Here is a 16,802-nt window from a genome sequence, read left to right on the forward strand (position 1 = left end):
TCTCACATCTGGGTAGACATCTCGTGTCTCACATCAACCCAGACTCAACAGAGTCCAGGCACGCTCTTTTCACTCACGGGGTGGGTTTCGCTCACGGGGTGAGCTGATACCAGAAACTCCTGGTTGCCAGGCACTTTCGAGTCGCGCGCCGAAGTCGCGGTTCGGTAACGAAATCTCTCGAACCACACGTGTCACACGCGGCGCACCAGTAGATGTCTCTACATGACATTCGGCGCGCGACAGTGTGGTCCGCGCCCCTTCATGTCCACCGAACGGGGGCCCTGATGCTCTACTGCGTTCTGCTCAGCTGACTTTCGCATCGCCCTCACGCCGCACGCCCCGACGCTGTCCGGGCTGCCCGCGCACTCGATGCGCCCCCGCGATCCGGCCACTCCGTCGTGGTCCACCGAGGTTGTCGCGCCGTCACGGCGCCCCGGTCCCCAAGCAACCGCTTCATCCGTCGAGACCCGACTCCCACGTGGCTTTTCGCCGAGGAGGACTCGTGCGCAGGTTCGTCCCCCCCATCACGCATCACCGCCCGGCTGGTCGGCATTCCACTGCTGACCAGCATGGTGTTGATGGCCGCAGCCCCTATGGCCGCTGCCCAGGTGCCCACGACGACGACACCGTCGGCCACCCCCTCCACCAGCGAGCAGGCAACGACCACACCCTCGCCATCCTCGACGACGCGGTCGACCGAGACGACGACGCAGGCCACGGAATCGACCACGCCGTCCTCTACGACGCCGACCGACGAGCAGAGCAGCACCTCCCAGGCCGCTGCGCCGCTACAACAGGGGACGCTCGACTGCGGAATGCTGTATTCGGTCAACAACGGCGAGACCGTTGCCAAGCAGATCGACCCGGACACCGGAGATGCCGTCGACGCGTTCCCGGTGCAATTCACCGGGCAACAATACGGATTCGTCAACCAGCTCGGAATCGCCAAGGACGGATTACAAGCCATCTATACGACCGGTCAGGATGTCGAGCGGCCGGATTTCATGTACCAGAGGTTCATCAACACTTATGACCCCGGAAGCGGCTCGACGAACGTCGGTCCAAGCTTCGGGAGCATGACGCTGACACACGGCGCGATCAACCCAGCGAACGGCGTGTACTACCTCGGTGGACGCCCGCGTGCAAGCAGCTCCGGCCAACACGAGTTTCAATTGACGGCCTATGACCCTGCCGCCGGCACATTCACCGATCTGCAGTTGACGGTGGAGTTGCCGGGAGCTGACAAGAGCCGCGACCTCAACGGTGACATCGCTTTCGATGCACGGGGCAACATGTACATCGTCATGTCGTCGGCCACGGAGGGAGCCGTATACAGCGTTCCCGGCCCGATACCCACGGGGGGGTCGAGCACATTGGTCGGCACTCAGATTACCGAACGGACCACTTCATTCGCGTCAGCGAATTCGATCGCCTTCGATCCTGGCGGGTACCTCTACGTCGGCGGACTCAGGCAGCAGCTCATACGTATCGATCCTCGAGATGGCAGCTTCGTGAGTACGCTCCCCACGGTCGTGATGACGGATATGGCGTCGTGCTCGACGCCGAGTTCGATCGCGGTGTTCAAGGATCTGCCCGAGGGGCGCGTGAACCCCGACGACCAGTTCACGATGAAGATCGCCGGTGAAGGGCTGGTGGAGAACACCGACGCGACTACCGAGGGCAACGAGGACGGGCTGCAAGAGCGGCAGGTCGCACCGCATCTCGTGCTGCCCGGCGACACCGTGACGGTCACGGAAACCGCGGCAGGAAGCACCGATCCGAACAACTACACCACGACGTGGCATTGCGTCGACGTCGCCAATTCGGGCAGTCTCGACGAAACCGGTACCGGCACTGAGGCCGTGGTCGAGATCCCGGACGTTCCGATCACCGGCGCAGACGTCGAGTGCACCTTCACCAACACGCCGCGCGCGGCCGAACCCGGCATCTCCCTGGATAAATCGGCTGACCCACCGGCATTGGGGGCGGCCGGTTCCGACATCGAGTACCAGTTCACCGTGACCAACACCGGCACCACTCCACTCGACGACATCCGCGTCGAGGAAGACGAGTTCAGCGGCAGCGGTGAGATGTCCGAGATCGTGTGCACACCCACGACACTCCAACCCGGCGAGACCGCGGAGTGCACCGCGAGGTACACGATCACGCAGGCCGACATCGACTCCGGCAATCTCCACAACGAGGCGACCGCGTACGGCAGAAACGGCGACGAGGAAGTGCCGTCCGAGCCAGACGAAGTCGACGTTCCCGGCACGAGGGTGCCCGGTATCGACCTCGTGAAGTACGCCGACCCTGCAACCATGAACAACGCGGGTGACGTCGTCGACTACTCGTTCGTCGTGACCAACAACGGCAACGTCACCCTCACCGACGTACAGGTCGACGACGTGGAGTGGAACGGCGAGAATCCGTTGGGACCCATCACGTGTCCCCCGGAGGCCGCGTCACTCGCACCGAACGCCTCGATCACCTGCACCGCGAGTTACACGGTGACGCAGGGCGACATCGACAGGGGCGAGATCCGCAACGTCGCCACCGCGACGGGCACACCACCGCCCGACATCCCCGACGTCACGTCCCCTGAGGACGACGCCGTCGTGACCGGAGAGCAGAACCCGGACATCGCGGTGGTCAAGACTGCACACCCCAACACCGGTCTGCGTGCGGGCGACACGGTTACCTACGACTTCGAGGTCACCAACACCGGCAACACCACGCTGACCGACATCAGTGTCGGGGACACCGACTTCACCGGCACGGGGCAGATGTCGCCGATCACGTGTCCCGACACAACCCTGGAACCGGGTGAATCGGTCACCTGTACCGCGACCTACACGGTGACCACACAAGACGCAGAGGCCGGCTCGATCACCAATGCCGCCACCGCAACCGGCACCCCACCGTCGGGCGACCCGGTGGAGTCGGACGACACCAGTACCGTCGTCACCACGATCCCCGGCAAGGACTGCTGCGACGACGGCTGCTGCACGAATATCGTCATCATCCCGATCATCTTCCCGCCGACCGTCATCGTCCCGCCCGGCACCGTGCCTCCCCCGCCGATCATCATCCCCGGCCCTCCCGGCGGCCCGGGTGGTCCAGGCGGCAACGGCGGTGACGGCGGTGACGGCGGTGACGGCGGCAACGGTGGCGGATCCGGCAACGGTGGCGGCGGCTCCGGCAACGGCGGCGGCAACGGCGGCGGCTCCGGCAACGGCGGCGGCAACGGCGGCGGATCCGGCAACGGCGGCGGCAACGGCGGCGGATCCGGCAACGGCGGCGGCAACGGCGGCGGATCCGGCAACGGCGGCGGCAACGGCGGCGGATCCGGCAACGGCGGCGGCAACGGCGGNTGGCGGCGGCTCCGGCGGCGGTCAGAGCTCGTCTGGCGCAGCCAAGAGCGGCAAGATCGACTCCGGCCTCGGCGCAGAGGACGCCGGCCCCGACACCGCGCTGATCGCCGGCGGAGCAGCTCTGGTCGCCGTCGCGGCCATCGCATCCGTCCTCGTCTGGCGCCGACGTCGCTGAGCCCTTCGGACCCGGACCTACGCTCACGGGAGGTGAGTCGATGGCACAGCGCGCCGGCCGCGGCACGACGGCGTCACTCATGGCGCTGATAGTGGTCGCCGCCGTGGCCGGAGCGCTGTTGATAGCCCGGGGATTCGCGGACTCCGCACCCCCCGGGGCACCGCTGCCCGGCGAGACGTTCGACGTCCCGCCCGAATCCGTGACCGATCCGTTCGACCCGCCACCCGACATGCGGGAGAACAGCGTGGCGGTGCCGTCGGTGGACATCGACGCGGCGCTGGTGGAGAACGACCTCGACGCGTCGGGATCGCTCGTGATACCCGAACACGTGGACCAGGCGACCTTCTGGACGGGCTCGGCCCCCATCAACGCGACACGCGGCGCGATGCTCGTCGCGGGCCACGTCGACGACCGCAGTCGCGGCGAGGGCGCGCTGTTCCGTCTGCACGACGTGCAGCCCGGAGCCGCGGTGTTCCTCGACCAGGCGGGGCTGGTGACCCGGTGGAAAGTGGTCCGGATGGAGACGGTGTCGAAGCAAGCGCTCCCCGACGACCTGTTCCGCGGCGGGACCGGCGCGCGAGAGCTCTATCTCGTCACGTGCGGCGGCGAGGTGGTGCGCGACGCGTCGGGCCGGAACAGCTACAGCGACAACGTCATCGTCGCGGCAGTCCCCTACTGACCTCACACCCCCGTGAGCACTTTGCGAGTCCAGGCACGCTCTTTTCGCGCACGGTCAGGCGAGCGCCGACATCGACTGCCACGTCGGCCAGTCGATGGTCCAGTCGTAGACGTCGCCGTCGGCGGGCGACAGCGCGATCGACGTGCCCGTCACCTCGACGGGGTCGCCGTACATCGCGGTCTGGAAGTACTGCTGCGCGTCCTCGAGAGACAGGTTGATGCACCCGTTGGTCACATTCGACGCACCCTGTGACCCGGTGGTCAGCGGGTTCGCGTGGATGAACTCGCCGTTGTTCGAGATGCGCACGGCCCAGCGTTCGCGCACGTTCTCGTAGTACGGGGGGTTCGACATCAGGAAGTCCTCGTGCTTCTCGGTGACCATGTGGATGCCGCTGCGCGTGACATTGCGCGCTTCGTCGCCCTCGCCGTAGCTGACGGGAATGTCCATGATCGTGGCACCGTCGCGCACCACCTGCAGGCGATGGCTCGGCGCGTTCGCGACGACGACCTGGCTGCGGCCGATCGTGAAGTGCAGCGACAGATCCTCGCCGCCGTACGCACCGTCGCCGTAGTCGACGCCGTACAGCTTCGCCTCGACGTCGACGGTCGTGCCGGGTGCCCAGTAGTTCTGCGGCCGCCAGTGCGCGCGCGATCCGCCGTCGTCCTCGAGCCACGCCCACGCGCCGGGTGTCGGCGGGTTCGTCGTGACGGTCAGTGCCTTTTCGACGGCCGCCTTGTCGGTGATCGACGAGTCGAATTGCAGCATGATCGGCGCCGCGATGCCGACTTCCTGCCCGTCGCCGATGTTGGTGTTCGCGTGCACGATCTCGTCGGGCGCGAGCGTCGTGAAACCGCCCTCGACCGGCTTCGACTTGCCGTCGGTGCCGACTGCGGTGCCCGACCACGTGTAGGTGCTCGCGTAACCGAGGGGCTCGCCGACCGTGAACGTCGCGCGGTCGGGCGAGAGTGTGCCCTGCACGGCGCGGCCGTCCGGAGTGTGCAGGGCGACGTCGGTGAACGTGCCGTCGCGCGCCGTGATCGACACGGGCACGGTGGGGTTGACGTCGCTCGCGCCGTCGGCGGGATCGGCTGTGACCTCGACGACAGGATCGTCCGAGGCGGCGGGGCCGGAACCGTCGGAGCCGGTGCCGCATCCGACGACCAGCGCGAGCACGGCGACGAATGCGGCGAACAGGACGAAAAGGGTCCGCGGACGGGCAGAGCGGGAGTTCGAGCTAGCTGAAGAATGCGAAAACACCAGGTCGGGCACCCGACCAGGCTACCCGCGGAGGACACTCACACTGTGTGATTCGCGTCGACGATCACAGGCTCGGGTTCGAGCGTGACGCCGAATGCCGCGCGCACCCCGTCGCGCACCGTGGCCGCGAGGGCGAGGAGATCGCTGCTCGTCGCGTCGCCGCGGTTGGTGAGCGCGAGCGTGTGCTTGGTCGAGAGCCGGGCGGGCGCGTCCGGGCCCGGGAAACCCTTCGTGAAGCCGGCGCGCTCGATCAGCCACCCCGCCGACAGCTTCGTGCCGCCGTCCGCAGGGAACTGCGGCACCGCGACGTCGCCCAGCCGCGCGGCGATCGCCCCGAGAACCGTCTCGAGAACGTCCGGCGTGACGACCGGATTCGTGAAGAACGAGCCCGCGCTCCACGTGTCGTGGTCGTCGGGGTCGAGCACCATGCCCTTGCCGCGCCGCAGCGCGAGCACCGCGTCGCGCACCTCGGCGGCAGGCCGCCGATCGCCCTCCGCGGCCCCGACGGCCGCCGCGAGTTCGCGGTACCGGATCGGTGCGCTCGCGCCGTCGTCGCGCACCTCGAGTTCGACCTCGAGGACGAGTGCCGCGTCGGAATGCTTGAGCACGCTCGTGCGGTAGCCGAGGCCGAGCGCGGATACCGGCACCCACCGCACGTCGCCGCTACTACGGTCGAGCAGCCGTACACGACGGAGCATCGACCCGACCTCGACGCCGTACGCGCCGACGTTCTGCACCGGCGTGGCACCCGCGGAACCCGGAATCCCGGAGAGGCATTCGAGACCACCGAGGCCCGACGCGACGGTCTCCCGCACGACGTCGTCCCACACCGCGCCTGCGTCGGCAGTCACGACGCCGTCGTCGCGCCGCACACCGGTGGTCGCGACGCGGACGACGACGCCGTCGAAGCCGCCGTCGTCGATCAGCACATTGGATCCGCCGGCGAGGATCAGCGTGGGCACCTGCTGGGTGTCGAGGACGCGCACGACGTCGACGAGCGTCGCGGTCGATGCGCACTCGGCCAGCAGCCGCGCCGGGCCACCGACCCGCAGCGTCGTGAGGCCGGCGAGGGGGGCGTTCTCCGACACGACCGCACCCGCGTCGGTCAGTTGCCTACCCAGAGTCTCAACACGCACAGTGCCTGACGGTAGCGTGCGGGGCGTGAGTCGCCGCATCGAGCATTCGTCCGAGTACCCGTTCAGCGTCGCCGACGTGCACTCGGCGCTGACATCCGAGCAGTACTGGCGCGACCGCCTCGCCGAGGTGGGTGGGCACGACGCGCGCCTCGTGCGCTTCGAGGAGAGCGCGGACGGCGGCGTCACGGTCGAGATGACCCAGGCGATCCCGGAGGCCCAGTTGCCGCCGATGGTCACCGCCGTCAAGCCCGGCGACATGATCATCCGCCGTACCGAAGAGTGGTCTGCCGTGCAGGGCGGTGCCGCGAGCGGCACGTTCTCCGCCGAGGTCGACGGCGCTCCCGCAGGTGCGCACGGCACCCAGACACTCGCCGCCGCGGGCTCGGGATCGACCGTGACTCTCGACGCGCACGCCGAGGTCCGCATCCCGCTGATCGGCGGCCGTATCGAAGCCGCGGTGGCCGACCGCATCCTCGAACTCGTCGAGGGCGAGACCACGTTCACGATCGAGTGGATCGGCCGCAACGCGGGCTGAGCCCCCTCCCCCTCGACGCGTGCCGACACCGGCCGCGACACCGACCCGTGTGAACCAGCCGGTAACCTGTCGGCATGGCTCGACGGATCGACTACTCCGCCCGGTACACGCACGCACCCGAGGCGGTGTACGAGGCGCTCTCCACCCGTGACTACTGGGAGGCGCGCATCGAGGAGATGCGCAAGTACTCCGAGAACCACGTCGAGCACTTCGAGGTCACCGACGACGGCATCGAGATCGTGCTGCACCACATCCTGCCGCGCACCGAACTGCCCGACGTCGCGCAGACGGTGATCAAGAAGGACATGGTCATCACGCGCAAGGAGAAGTACACGGCGTTCGACGGCGAGTCGCACGGCACGTACGAGGCGTCCATCCCGGCCGGGCCGGGCTCGCTCACCGGCACGATGCGCCTGTTCCGCACCGACACCGGCTGCACCCTGCGCACCTCGTCCGAAGCCAAGGTCTACCTCCCCTTCGTCGGCGGCAAGCTCGAACAGCTCATGCTCGTCAACCTGATCGATCTCTTCCGCACCGAGGCCGAGATCACCGACACGTGGCTGTCGGCGCGCTAGCCGACAGCCGCACACGACGACCTTCCCCCCGCTCCGCCGGCCGAGCTCCGCGGCCGGTCGGGGTCGTCACGCGCGGCACCACCGGCATCAATCGATTACGACGCAGCGACCGCTGGCTCGTCCACCACGAGGGCGTGCAACGGGCGCTGTGCGACGCTGCCGATCCGCTCGTCGTGGATCTCGGCTACGGGGCGCGGCCGAACACGACGTTCGAGCTCGCGCAGCGGCTCGCGACGGTGCGCCCGGACCGGCGCGTGGTGGGTCTGGAGATCGATCCGGAGCGGGTCGTCCCGGCGCGTGACGGCGTGTCGTTCGCGTGTGGCGGTTTCGAACTCGCCGGCCTACGCCCGGTCCTGGTGCGCGCGTTCAACGTGCTCCGTCAGTACCCCGAGAACGCGGTCGCGGACGCATGGGCCACGATGCGGGAACGGCTCGCGCCGGGCGGACTGATCCTCGAGGGCACGTGCGACGAGCTCGGCAGGCGCTGCGCGTGGGTGCTGCTCGACGCCGAGCGGCCGCGCACTCTGACCCTCGCGTGGGATCCGTTCACGGTGTCCACGCCGTCCGACGTCGCCCCGCGACTGCCGAAGGCGCTCATCCACCACAACGTGCCGGGTGAGCCGGTGCACGCGCTGCTCCAGGCGGCCGACCGCGCCTGGGCCTGGGCCGCGCCGCACGCCGTGTACGGACCACGGGCACGGTGGCACGCGGCACTCGAACGGCTGCACGCCGACGGCCTGCCGGTGACCGTGCCGCGCCGACGCATGCGCGACTGCGTGCTCACCGTGCCGTGGGAAATCGTGGCGCCCCGCTGAGCGGATTCACGTACACGCGGCGAGGGCGTGCTCGATCCGCCGCACGACCTCGGGCGGCGCGTGATGGCACGCGTCGTGCAGTGCGTCGCCGGTGAACCTGCCGATCACGACACCGTCGGCCACCACCTCGTCGAGCAGTTCCTGAGAGATGCCGCCCGCCGCGAGGTCGAGGGCGGTGCGTACCGGAGTCGTGATGCGCACGGCGCCGAGTTGCTCGCAGTCGTCCGCGGACAGCGACCGCCGGTGCAGCGCGAGCGCGCGGGTGGGCGACGGCGGCGCGAGGACCGTCGAGATGTGGATGAAGCGCGGGTACAGGTGTCCCAGCCCGTACAGCTCGGCAGCGCTCTGGTGCGACACCGCGGCGCCGGTCCCGAACCACGTACACCACTTCACGAACTCGTCGAGGTCGGTCTCGCGCGAGCCGGGCAATCGGAACAGGTCACGCTCGACGCGCAACCACGACCCGTCGACGATGCGGTCGCCGACGTCCGACACCCGGTACCCGGCACGCAGTGCCTGAGCCGTGGTGAAGTAGCCGCCCTGCCGGTCGGCGATCTCCTTCAGCCGCGCGGGGTCGGGCTGGGACTCCGCAGGTTCGGACCAATCCGTCATACCGTCATGATTGCCCATTGCTGTGTTTCGTATCACAGCTTTGGCGGGCCTGTTCCATGCTCGTAACCTTTTCGTTCGCGCCGGTCGCGGGTGCGCCGCGCCGAGGGCGGCAGATTCACAGAGCGCGTTCAGACTCGTGCGGCACAATCCGACACCATGACCGCCACCACTTCGACCGGCAACTCTTCGGGTGGACGCCGCCGATCACGCACCGCGCTGATCGTCGTCCTCGTCGTCGTCGCGGCCCTCGTCGTGGCCCTCGTGGCAGGCGAGCTGTTCGTCCGCAACCGCGTGAAGGCATGTCTTGCAGACCAGTTCGAGAGTCAGCTCGGTTCCCAGGTCGACATCGGCCTCAGCCCCAAACCGGTGTTGTGGCAGACGATCGACAAGCAGATCCCGTACGTGACGCTCGAAAGCGACGACACCGACTTCGGCCCCGCGATCGGGATGAACGTGCACGGCCGGGCCGACGACATCGATCTCGAACCGGGCGACGGCAGCGCAGGCACGATCGGCAGCTCGCATGCCGACGTCGAGTGGTCGACGGACGGCATCCTCACCACGATCCAGCAGGAGTCCTTCGGCGCACTCGTGAGCGAGGTGCGTGCCGACCAGGGGGCGGGCACACTCACCTTCTCGGTGGGCCCGGCCGGACTCGCCGACCTGACGGTGCGGCCCACCGTCGACGGCGACCGGGTGAAGGTCGAGACCGTGGGCGCCGCGATCCTCGGCCTCGGCCTGCCCACCGACCTCGTCGACGGCATCGTGCAGACCCTCACCGACAGCCTGCAGACGTACCCGCTCGGCATGATCCCCGAGTCCCTCGAGGTCACCGACTCGGCGGTGCACTTGACCCTGCAGGGCGGGCGGTACGCGATCCCTGCCGACCAGAGCGGCAGCAGCCCCGACGGGTGCAGCATCGTGTGATGCTGCCGGCAGGATCACACGCGGTCAGAAGCCCACGCGGTCAGAAGCCGTCGAGCACCGCACGCGTTCCGGACAGCCCGAGCCGCGTCGCGCCCGCGTCGATCATCGTGCGCGCGGCGTCGGCCGTTCTGATGCCGCCCGACGCCTTGACCCCGAGCCTGCCGCCGACCGTGTCCGCCATGAGCCGCACCGCGTGCGGGCTCGCACCGCCCGCGGGATGGAAACCGGTGGAGGTCTTGACGTAGTTCGCGCCCGCGCGTTCGGCCGCCCGGCAGCACTCGACGATCGCATCGTCGGTCAGTGCCGCGGTCTCGAGGATCACCTTCAGGACCGTCTCCTCCCCCACCGCTTCGCGCACCGTCACGATGTCGGCGAGCACCGAGTTGTAGTCACCCGCAACGGCCGCGCCGACGTCGATCACCATGTCGACCTCCCGCGCGCCCTGGTCGACCGCAAGTCGCGCCTCGGCCCCCTTGACCAGCGAATGATGCTTGCCCGACGGGAATCCCGCGACGGCCGCGACGACGAGTCCGTCTGCATGCAACGGCAGCATCGACGGCGACACGCACACCGCGAGCACACCGAGCTCGCGGGCCTCCGCGACGAGTGCCTCGACGTCGGCACGGGTCGCTTCGGGTTTGAGGAGGGTGTGGTCGACCATCGCCGCCACCTGGTCGCGCGTGAGAGTGTCGGACATGACCCGAGCATTCCACAGCCCACCGCACGCTCGCCGGAGCCGGAGCCCAGGCGCCGCGGCGGCACTGCCAGACTGTAGCCATGAGTTCCGCGCTTGCCGACGACCGCCGCTACGTCCTGTCGCTGGGGTGCCCCGACCGCACGGGCATCGTCGCGAGCATCGCCACCTTCCTGGCCGACGCGGGCGGTTCGATCGTCGAAGCCGCGTACCACGCCGACCAGGACAGCGGCTGGTTCTTCACTCGCCAGGCGGTCAGCGCCTCGTCGATCGACATGTCGATCGACGCGCTACGGGAGCGTTTCGCGGCGGTCGCAGCCGAGCTGGGCCCCGAAACCGAGTGGCGTCTCGAGGATTCGGCGCAGCGCAAGCGCATCGTGCTGCTCGTCAGCAAGGAAGGACACTGCCTGCACGATCTGCTCGGCCGCGCCGCGGGAGGCGAGTTGCCGGTCGACATCGCCGCCGTGATCGGCAATCACCCGGACCTCGAGGGCGTCACGCGGCGGCACGGTGTCGCCTTCCATTACGTGCCGTTCCCGAAGGACCCGGCCGAACGTGGACCGGCCTTCGAGCAGGTGCGCGCGCTGGTCGACGAGCACGACCCGCACGCCGTCGTCCTTGCCCGCTTCATGCAGGTGCTGCCGCCCGCACTGTGCGAGCACTGGGCAGGCCGCGCGATCAACATCCACCACAGCTTCCTGCCGTCGTTCGTGGGTGCCCGCCCGTACCACCAGGCGTTCGCGCGCGGCGTCAAGCTGATCGGCGCGACATGCCACTACGTCACCGCCGAACTCGACGCCGGACCCATCATCGAGCAGGACGTGATCCGCGTCGACCACTCCGCCGCCATCGCCGACATGGTGCGTCAGGGCCGCGACATCGAGAAACTCGTGCTCGCACGCGGGCTCCGCTGGCATCTCGAGGACCGGGTGCTGGTGCACGGCCGCAAGACCGTGGTTTTCAACTGACCGGTTTTCAACTGACGGTTCAACTGACCGGTGTTCAGCCGAGACTGCGCAGGCGCGCGATCTCCTCGTTGACGGCGTCCGGGTCCTCCACGGTGGTCATGTGGCCCACTCCGGGGAGGACGATGAGCTTCTCGAGATTCCCCGCACCGTCGAGGATCTCGGCGAGCCGATTCGCGTGCGACGGCGGCGTGAGCCGGTCGGCGGTGCCGACCAGGACGCTCGTGGGCACGGTGAGATTCGCGAGGCCTTCGTGGATGTCGAGCGCACTGAGCGCGGCGCCCCAGCCGCCCCGCGCCTTCGGGTGACACGACGAGACGATCCGCCGGCAGAATTCGACCTCTTCGCGCGTGGCCTGCGGTGACAATGCGATGTACCGCACGGCGGGCGCGGTGAGCGGCGACGACACGATCGGCATGGTCGACCCGATGATCGCGCGACCGACCGAGACCGGCACCCGCGGCAGACGCGCGGGCAGCGGCACGATCAGCGATTCCGCGACGAGATTGTCGGTGGCGGTGCTCGCGAGCAGCACGGCGGACGCGTACTCGGCGACCTGCTCGGGATAACGCTCGGCCCACGCGATGATGCTCATGCCGCCCATGCTGTGCCCGACGAGCTCTGCCTTGCGGTCACGGTCGACGGTGGCGGCGAGCACGGCGGCGAGATCGCTCGCGAGCAGGTCGGGGCCGAGTGCGGCGCTGCCGATCGTGCTGCTGCCGTGGCCGCGCAGGTCGTACGCGATGACCCGGTTCTTCTCGCTGAGCGCGTTGATCTGCGGGTTCCAGTACTCCGTCGAACACGTCCAGCCGTGCACCAGCACGATCGGGTCGCCGTCGGCGGGCCCGTAGCAGCGCACGCGCAGGGTCGCGCCGTCCTCGGTGCGAACGTCGAGTTCGTCGGGGGCTCCGGACGGGGTGCGCAGCAACGCGCCGCGCGGAACGTCGCTGGTGCGTACGACGGTGCGCGCGCGACGCTTCATCACGAATGCCGCCGTGCCCGCGACGGCACCCGCTCCGACCAGTCCGCCGACGATGCCGCGCGCAAGACCTGTGTTGCTCATGTGTTCTACCGGTTTCCTGTTCTCGTTCAGCTCGCCTGGGTGTCGCCCGTGCCGGTCGCGGGCTCACCGTTCGCGAGTCGTCGTGCCGCTTCGGCGAGTGCCTTCGCGATTTCGGCCTCCATCGCCTTCGCGAACATCGAGCCGATCGTGTCGTGCGCGAGGGGACGCATGTGGTCGATGAGTTCGGCGGCTTCCTTGACAGTGGACTCGTCGAGATCGAGGTCGTCGCCGTCGGGTGGCAGATAGCGGTCGGCGACGAGCGCGACGAATCGTGCTGCCACGTCGCCCAATCCGTGCCGCACGGCCTCGAATTGTGCGAGCAGCTCGTCGATCGAGATGCCGGCGTCGACGAGCATCTCCGCGGCGTCGAGCAGCCCCCGGTCGGGTACCGCGTACACCGGTGTCCCCGACGCGTCGACCCCGTCGCGTACCACGACGCCGAGCGCTTCGCCGTGCGCGATGGCCTCGTCGGTGGTGCCGCTGCCGAGCGACGCCCGCAGTTCCTCTGCGGTGACGCGTGACTCGCGGTGCCGCTGCGTCCACCGCGACTCGTCCGTCGCGAGGACGTCGCGCACCTCGAGCCCGTAGCGTGCTGCGGTGAGCAGCTCGCTGATCGTGGCGAACGTGTATCCGCGGTCGAGCATGCGGCCGATCAGCTCGAGCCGGTCGAGGTGCGCGTCGCTGTACCACCCCGTGCGACCCTGTTTGCGCGGCGGCGGCAGCAGCCCCCGGTCCTGGTACACGCGGATGTTGCGGACGCTGACCTGCGCGAGCCGCGCGAGGTCGTCGATTCGGTACTCGGCCATACGGCGTCAGAGTACGTGCGCGCGCCGCAACAGCAGCTTCGAGGGGCCGCCGATGAGGCCGACCTCGTCGAGGAACTCGACGGTCTTGGCGCTGCCTTCACGAATCTTGTCGTGGTAGTGGCGGTTATCCTTCGCGGCCTTCTTCGCTTCCGTGACGTCGAGCCCCGCGGCCTCGTACACCTTGTCGTTGACGAGGCTCGTGACCACGAAGTACGCGGTGACGCCGAGGACCAGGCGCACCCGTGCGCGCTTGAACCGCGACGCATTGCGCACGCGGCGCACGCACTCTTCACGCGCGAACTTGATGTGCCGCGATTCTTCGAGAACGTGGATCTTGCTCACGGTGCGCGTGATCGGCTGCACACGCTCGTCGCGCATGAAGTCGCGCTGCATCATGTCGAGGATCTCCTCGGCGAACAGCGTGCCGCCGTACGCGAGCGAGCCCGACGCCGTGGCCTTGAACAGTCGTGCCGACTGCAGGATCCAGTTCTTCGGACGGTACGAGGGGATGCCGAAGCGTTGCGCCGAGCGCGCGAACATCGTGGAGTGGCGGCACTCGTCGGCGATCTCGGCGAGCGCGAACTGCACGTGTGGCGTCGACGGGTCGTGCGTGTAGATGTCGCGCAGCAGCATCTGCATCAGGATCATCTCGAACCAGATGCCGGTGCCCGAGATCGAGGCCGCTTCGTGGCGCGTGAGTGTGCTGCGCTGCTCGTCGGTCATGCGCTCCCAGAGTTCGGTGCCGTACAGGCTGCACCACTCGGGCGTCATGCCGTAGAGCCCCTCGGGGATGTCGGCTTCCCAGTCGACCTCGATGAGCGGGTCGTACGACATCCGTGCCGACGACGCGAGCAGGCGCGCCGCGGTGTCCTGGCGGTCGCCCGCGCGGGTGAGCCGGGACTGCGTCCCGGTCGAGCCGGACTTCTCCGCGGTCTTCCGCGTGGCGTTCTTGCGCACCTCGTGTACGACAGACATCACAGCTCCCTCCGTTGGGCACTTGATGTCAGCGTAGTTTGTCACAATGGCCATTGTCACTATGTGACGGCAAACTCATTTCGGACCGTATGACGACAGATTCCGCCGAAGCCAACACCGGTCGCCGGGAGATGCGCCTCTACCAGCGCGGACGCTGCACGTCGTCGACGCGGGGCTTGACGTCGACGAGGTACACGCACACCGCGACGATCGCGATGATGCCGAGCAGACCCACCGTGTTGGGAAGCAGAAGCAGGAACAACAGCGCCGCCACCAGGATCCCGACCCAGATGGGCTTGGTCAGCTTGTCGACGGCCGTGAACGCGTCCTTGCGCTGGCGCGCGGCGTGGAACAGCGCGTACGCAGCACCCACGAGCGCGACGACCCGAATGACCAGCAGGATGATCGCCACAATTCCGTCGACTTGAATCACGTCGGTCATTCTACGGATGAATCGGACACGAGCCCGACATGCGGAACCCTCCGCACGGGATCGTGCGGAGGGTGGGGCACGGGAACCGTGCGGGCTCGGCGTGACTCGGGCCGCTCAGGCCTTCTTCGGCGGCGTCTTCTTCGCGGGCGCCTTCTTGGCAGGCGGAGCCGTCTTCGCCGGCGCCTTCTTGGCGGCAGGTGCCGACTTGGCCGGGGCCTTCTTCGCCGGAGCCTTCTTGGCGGGCGCGGACTTGGCTGCAGGCGTGGCAGCCGGGGCCGCCTTCTCCGCGACCCGCTCCTGCGCGCTCGTCGCAGCGGCGGCCGCGTCGTTCGACGCCGAACGCGCCTCGTCACCCAGGTCGAGGACGCGGATCGCCGCCTCGTCACCCGCGTCGGCAAGCTCCGAACCGAGATCCTCGGCGGTCTCCGAGATGCGGCCCGCGGCACGACCCGCGAGACGCGCGGCCTGCTCGCCGACGGCGCGCGTCTGCCGGGCGACGGTGCCGAGCGCTTCCTCGGTGAGCGCCGCGGCGTCGCCGAGTGCGGCCTCGGCGCGACCGATGCGCTCCTCGACGCCCGGCTGCTTGCGCAGCCGGCCGACCGTGCCCTCGCCCCGTTCCGCGAGCGACGCGTAGATGTCGGACGCGACCTTGAGGTATGCCTCGGCGACCTTGCGGAGCTCGTCGGCGCTGAACCGTTCGCGCAGGTCGGCGAGCTCGTCCGGCAGTTCGGCAGGCAGCGTCCCGAGCCGCTCGCGCAGCGTCTCGACGCTGTCGGCGAACTCTCCCTGCAGATCCCCCAGTCGGGTACGTGCCTCGTCGACACGGCCCTCGACGTCCCCCTGGGTGCTCTCGGCGCGCTCGCGCAGTTGCGCGACGACGTCCGCGACGGCCTGGACGACGACGTCGCCTGCGCCGACGGCCGCGTAGAAGGGGGTCTTCACGTTCACTTCAGTCATCGGTCTTCTCCTCTTCGAGGGTGCGATGTTCGTGGTCGGTGGCGCTCGCGGATGCGACGGCGTTGTCGGCATCCTCGGGTCGGACTACCGCGTTCGGCACTCCGAGATCGGAGTCGGCTTCGGCGGAGGAGTTCTCGCGGCGGAACGAGTCGTAGATCTCCAGCAGAACCTGCTTCTGCCGTTCGGTGACGGTGGTGTCGGCGACGAGCGCGTCGCGCACAGGACTGTGCGCACGTTCTTCGAGATAGCCCGCCTGGACGTAGAGCACTTCCGACGACACCCGCAGGCCCTTGGCGATCTGGGCCAGCACCTCGGCGGACGGCTTGCGGAGCCCGCGCTCGATCTGGCTGAGGTAGGGATTGCTGACTCCCGCGAGTTGCGCGAGCTGACGCAGTGACACCTGCGCCGATTCGCGTTGCGCACGGATGAATCCGCCGATGTCGTGCGCTGCCGAACTGACGACGCGCGCCGCGACCTCGGTGGGTGCCTGCTTGTCGTCCGTCATGACCCCACGTTACGGGCAGGTGCTAACTATTGCAAGCACCTTGCTAGCACTCTGCCGGGGCGGCACACGTCAGTGGAACAGCAACGTCGACAGCGAATAGATCGCCAGCCCGGCTATCGAGCCGACGACCGTGCCGTTGATGCGGATGAACTGCAGGTCGCGGCCGACCTGGAGTTCGATCTTCTTGCTGGCCTCGTCGGCGTCCCAGCGCTGCACGGTGTCCGAGATGATGCCCGTGATCTCGTCGGTGTAGTTGTCCGACAGGTATCGCACGCCCGACCGGAGCCACCCGTCGATCTTGGTGCGCAGCGCGTCGTCG

At 68.6% G+C, this 16,802-nt stretch carries 18 protein-coding genes; 7 read left to right on the forward strand and 11 right to left on the reverse strand.

Annotation, left to right across the window (positions count from 1 at the left end):
• Nucleotides 1-569 precede the first annotated feature (569 nt).
• Nucleotides 570-3,638, forward strand: coding sequence for a DUF11 domain-containing protein (locus HCA44_RS20830; RefSeq protein WP_206038443.1), 3,069 nt, complete (start codon nucleotides 570-572; stop codon nucleotides 3,636-3,638).
• Nucleotides 3,590-4,228: a class F sortase gene (locus tag HCA44_RS20445; protein ID WP_169651172.1), complete on the forward strand. Its 639-nt coding sequence runs from the start codon at nucleotides 3,590-3,592 to the stop codon at nucleotides 4,226-4,228. Before HCA44_RS20830 ends, HCA44_RS20445 begins: the two co-directional genes overlap by 49 nt.
• Nucleotides 4,229-4,282: 54 nt before the next feature.
• Here the strand turns inward: HCA44_RS20445 and HCA44_RS20450 are convergent, their stop codons facing one another.
• Both HCA44_RS20450 and HCA44_RS20455 read right to left on the reverse strand, forming a co-directional pair.
• A complete protein-coding gene (locus HCA44_RS20450) occupies nucleotides 4,283-5,392 on the reverse strand; it encodes an Ig-like domain-containing protein (RefSeq protein ID WP_240945695.1) in 1,110 nt (369 codons plus the stop codon).
• Between the two features lie 131 nt (nucleotides 5,393-5,523).
• Nucleotides 5,524-6,621 (reverse strand): UDP-N-acetylmuramate dehydrogenase, encoded by a 1,098-nt coding sequence (locus tag HCA44_RS20455; RefSeq protein WP_346764829.1) that lies wholly within the window; start codon nucleotides 6,619-6,621, stop codon nucleotides 5,524-5,526.
• A 25-nt stretch (nucleotides 6,622-6,646) separates the two neighbouring features.
• On the opposite strand from HCA44_RS20455, the gene HCA44_RS20460 reads away from it, so the two are divergent.
• The 3 genes from HCA44_RS20460 to HCA44_RS20470 all read left to right on the forward strand — a co-directional run bounded on the left by HCA44_RS20460 (nucleotide 6,647) and on the right by HCA44_RS20470 (nucleotide 8,546).
• Nucleotides 6,647-7,156 (forward strand): DUF2505 domain-containing protein, encoded by a 510-nt coding sequence (locus tag HCA44_RS20460; protein WP_169651174.1) that lies wholly within the window; start codon nucleotides 6,647-6,649, stop codon nucleotides 7,154-7,156.
• 74 nt (nucleotides 7,157-7,230) lie between these two features.
• A complete protein-coding gene (locus HCA44_RS20465) occupies nucleotides 7,231-7,731 on the forward strand; it encodes a DUF2505 domain-containing protein (RefSeq protein WP_169651175.1) in 501 nt (166 codons plus the stop codon).
• Nucleotides 7,732-7,817: 86 nt separating this feature from the next.
• The gene (locus tag HCA44_RS20470; RefSeq protein WP_169651188.1) at nucleotides 7,818-8,546 is read left to right on the forward strand and encodes a class I SAM-dependent methyltransferase; all 729 of its coding nucleotides are present in this window, start codon (nucleotides 7,818-7,820) and stop codon (nucleotides 8,544-8,546) included.
• A gap of 6 nt (nucleotides 8,547-8,552) precedes the next feature.
• On the opposite strand, the gene HCA44_RS20475 is transcribed toward HCA44_RS20470, so the two are convergent.
• Nucleotides 8,553-9,158 carry a type IV toxin-antitoxin system AbiEi family antitoxin domain-containing protein gene (locus HCA44_RS20475; protein WP_169651176.1) on the reverse strand — a complete coding sequence of 202 codons (606 nt, stop codon included), beginning with the start codon at nucleotides 9,156-9,158 and terminating at the stop codon, nucleotides 8,553-8,555.
• Between the two features lie 156 nt (nucleotides 9,159-9,314).
• On the opposite strand from HCA44_RS20475, the gene HCA44_RS20480 reads away from it, so the two are divergent.
• Nucleotides 9,315-10,085, forward strand: a complete 771-nt coding sequence (locus HCA44_RS20480; protein ID WP_169651177.1) for a DUF2993 domain-containing protein — start codon at nucleotides 9,315-9,317, stop codon at nucleotides 10,083-10,085.
• Between the two features lie 40 nt (nucleotides 10,086-10,125).
• Here HCA44_RS20480 and deoC read toward each other — a convergent pair whose 3' ends face one another.
• Nucleotides 10,126-10,782, reverse strand: a complete 657-nt coding sequence (gene deoC, locus HCA44_RS20485) for a deoxyribose-phosphate aldolase (RefSeq protein ID WP_169651178.1) — start codon at nucleotides 10,780-10,782, stop codon at nucleotides 10,126-10,128.
• An 80-nt stretch (nucleotides 10,783-10,862) separates the two neighbouring features.
• On the opposite strand from deoC, the gene purU reads away from it, so the two are divergent.
• Nucleotides 10,863-11,747, forward strand: a complete 885-nt coding sequence (gene purU, locus HCA44_RS20490) for a formyltetrahydrofolate deformylase (RefSeq protein WP_169651179.1) — start codon at nucleotides 10,863-10,865, stop codon at nucleotides 11,745-11,747.
• 34 nt (nucleotides 11,748-11,781) lie between these two features.
• Here purU and HCA44_RS20495 read toward each other — a convergent pair whose 3' ends face one another.
• The 7 genes from HCA44_RS20495 to HCA44_RS20525 form a co-directional block, all read right to left on the reverse strand.
• On the reverse strand, nucleotides 11,782-12,807 hold the full coding sequence (locus tag HCA44_RS20495) for an alpha/beta hydrolase (RefSeq protein WP_169651180.1): 1,026 nt from the start codon (nucleotides 12,805-12,807) through the stop codon (nucleotides 11,782-11,784).
• 26 nt (nucleotides 12,808-12,833) lie between these two features.
• Complete coding sequence (locus HCA44_RS20500) at nucleotides 12,834-13,613, reverse strand: MerR family transcriptional regulator (RefSeq protein WP_169651181.1); 780 nt, start codon at nucleotides 13,611-13,613, stop codon at nucleotides 12,834-12,836.
• A 6-nt stretch (nucleotides 13,614-13,619) separates the two neighbouring features.
• Nucleotides 13,620-14,588 (reverse strand): diiron oxygenase, encoded by a 969-nt coding sequence (locus HCA44_RS20505; RefSeq protein WP_169651182.1) that lies wholly within the window; start codon nucleotides 14,586-14,588, stop codon nucleotides 13,620-13,622.
• A gap of 139 nt (nucleotides 14,589-14,727) precedes the next feature.
• Entirely contained in the window at nucleotides 14,728-15,021 is a 294-nt protein-coding gene (locus tag HCA44_RS20510; RefSeq protein WP_169651183.1) for a DUF2516 family protein, read from the reverse strand.
• 114 nt (nucleotides 15,022-15,135) lie between these two features.
• Complete coding sequence (locus tag HCA44_RS20515; protein WP_169651184.1) at nucleotides 15,136-15,978, reverse strand: heparin-binding hemagglutinin; 843 nt, start codon at nucleotides 15,976-15,978, stop codon at nucleotides 15,136-15,138.
• Nucleotides 15,971-16,483 (reverse strand): helix-turn-helix transcriptional regulator, encoded by a 513-nt coding sequence (locus tag HCA44_RS20520; protein ID WP_169651185.1) that lies wholly within the window; start codon nucleotides 16,481-16,483, stop codon nucleotides 15,971-15,973. The genes HCA44_RS20515 and HCA44_RS20520 overlap by 8 nt, the downstream gene beginning before the upstream one ends.
• Before the next feature lie 69 nt (nucleotides 16,484-16,552).
• Nucleotides 16,553-16,802 (reverse strand): DUF445 family protein (locus tag HCA44_RS20525; protein WP_169651186.1); only part of this gene is annotated, 250 nt, incomplete at its 5' end.

The sequence above is a fragment of the Rhodococcus sp. HNM0569 genome (assembly GCF_012726205.1).
In the GTDB taxonomy this organism is placed as follows: domain Bacteria; phylum Actinomycetota; class Actinomycetes; order Mycobacteriales; family Mycobacteriaceae; genus Rhodococcus_F.

Coding starts and splice junctions, on each gene's coding strand:
- HCA44_RS20500 (WP_169651181.1), bottom strand. CDS start 13,613: ATGGCCGAGTACCGAATCGACGACCTCGCGCGGCTCGCGCAGGTCAGC.
- HCA44_RS20480 (WP_169651177.1), top strand. CDS start 9,315: ATGACCGCCACCACTTCGACCGGCAACTCTTCGGGTGGACGCCGCCGA.
- HCA44_RS20520 (WP_169651185.1), bottom strand. CDS start 16,483: ATGACGGACGACAAGCAGGCACCCACCGAGGTCGCGGCGCGCGTCGTC.
- HCA44_RS20505 (WP_169651182.1), bottom strand. CDS start 14,588: ATGTCTGTCGTACACGAGGTGCGCAAGAACGCCACGCGGAAGACCGCG.
- deoC (WP_169651178.1), bottom strand. CDS start 10,782: ATGTCCGACACTCTCACGCGCGACCAGGTGGCGGCGATGGTCGACCAC.
- HCA44_RS20515 (WP_169651184.1), bottom strand. CDS start 15,978: ATGACTGAAGTGAACGTGAAGACCCCCTTCTACGCGGCCGTCGGCGCA.
- purU (WP_169651179.1), top strand. CDS start 10,863: ATGAGTTCCGCGCTTGCCGACGACCGCCGCTACGTCCTGTCGCTGGGG.
- HCA44_RS20495 (WP_169651180.1), bottom strand. CDS start 12,807: ATGAGCAACACAGGTCTTGCGCGCGGCATCGTCGGCGGACTGGTCGGA.
- HCA44_RS20475 (WP_169651176.1), bottom strand. CDS start 9,158: ATGACGGATTGGTCCGAACCTGCGGAGTCCCAGCCCGACCCCGCGCGG.
- HCA44_RS20465 (WP_169651175.1), top strand. CDS start 7,231: ATGGCTCGACGGATCGACTACTCCGCCCGGTACACGCACGCACCCGAG.
- HCA44_RS20445 (WP_169651172.1), top strand. CDS start 3,590: ATGGCACAGCGCGCCGGCCGCGGCACGACGGCGTCACTCATGGCGCTG.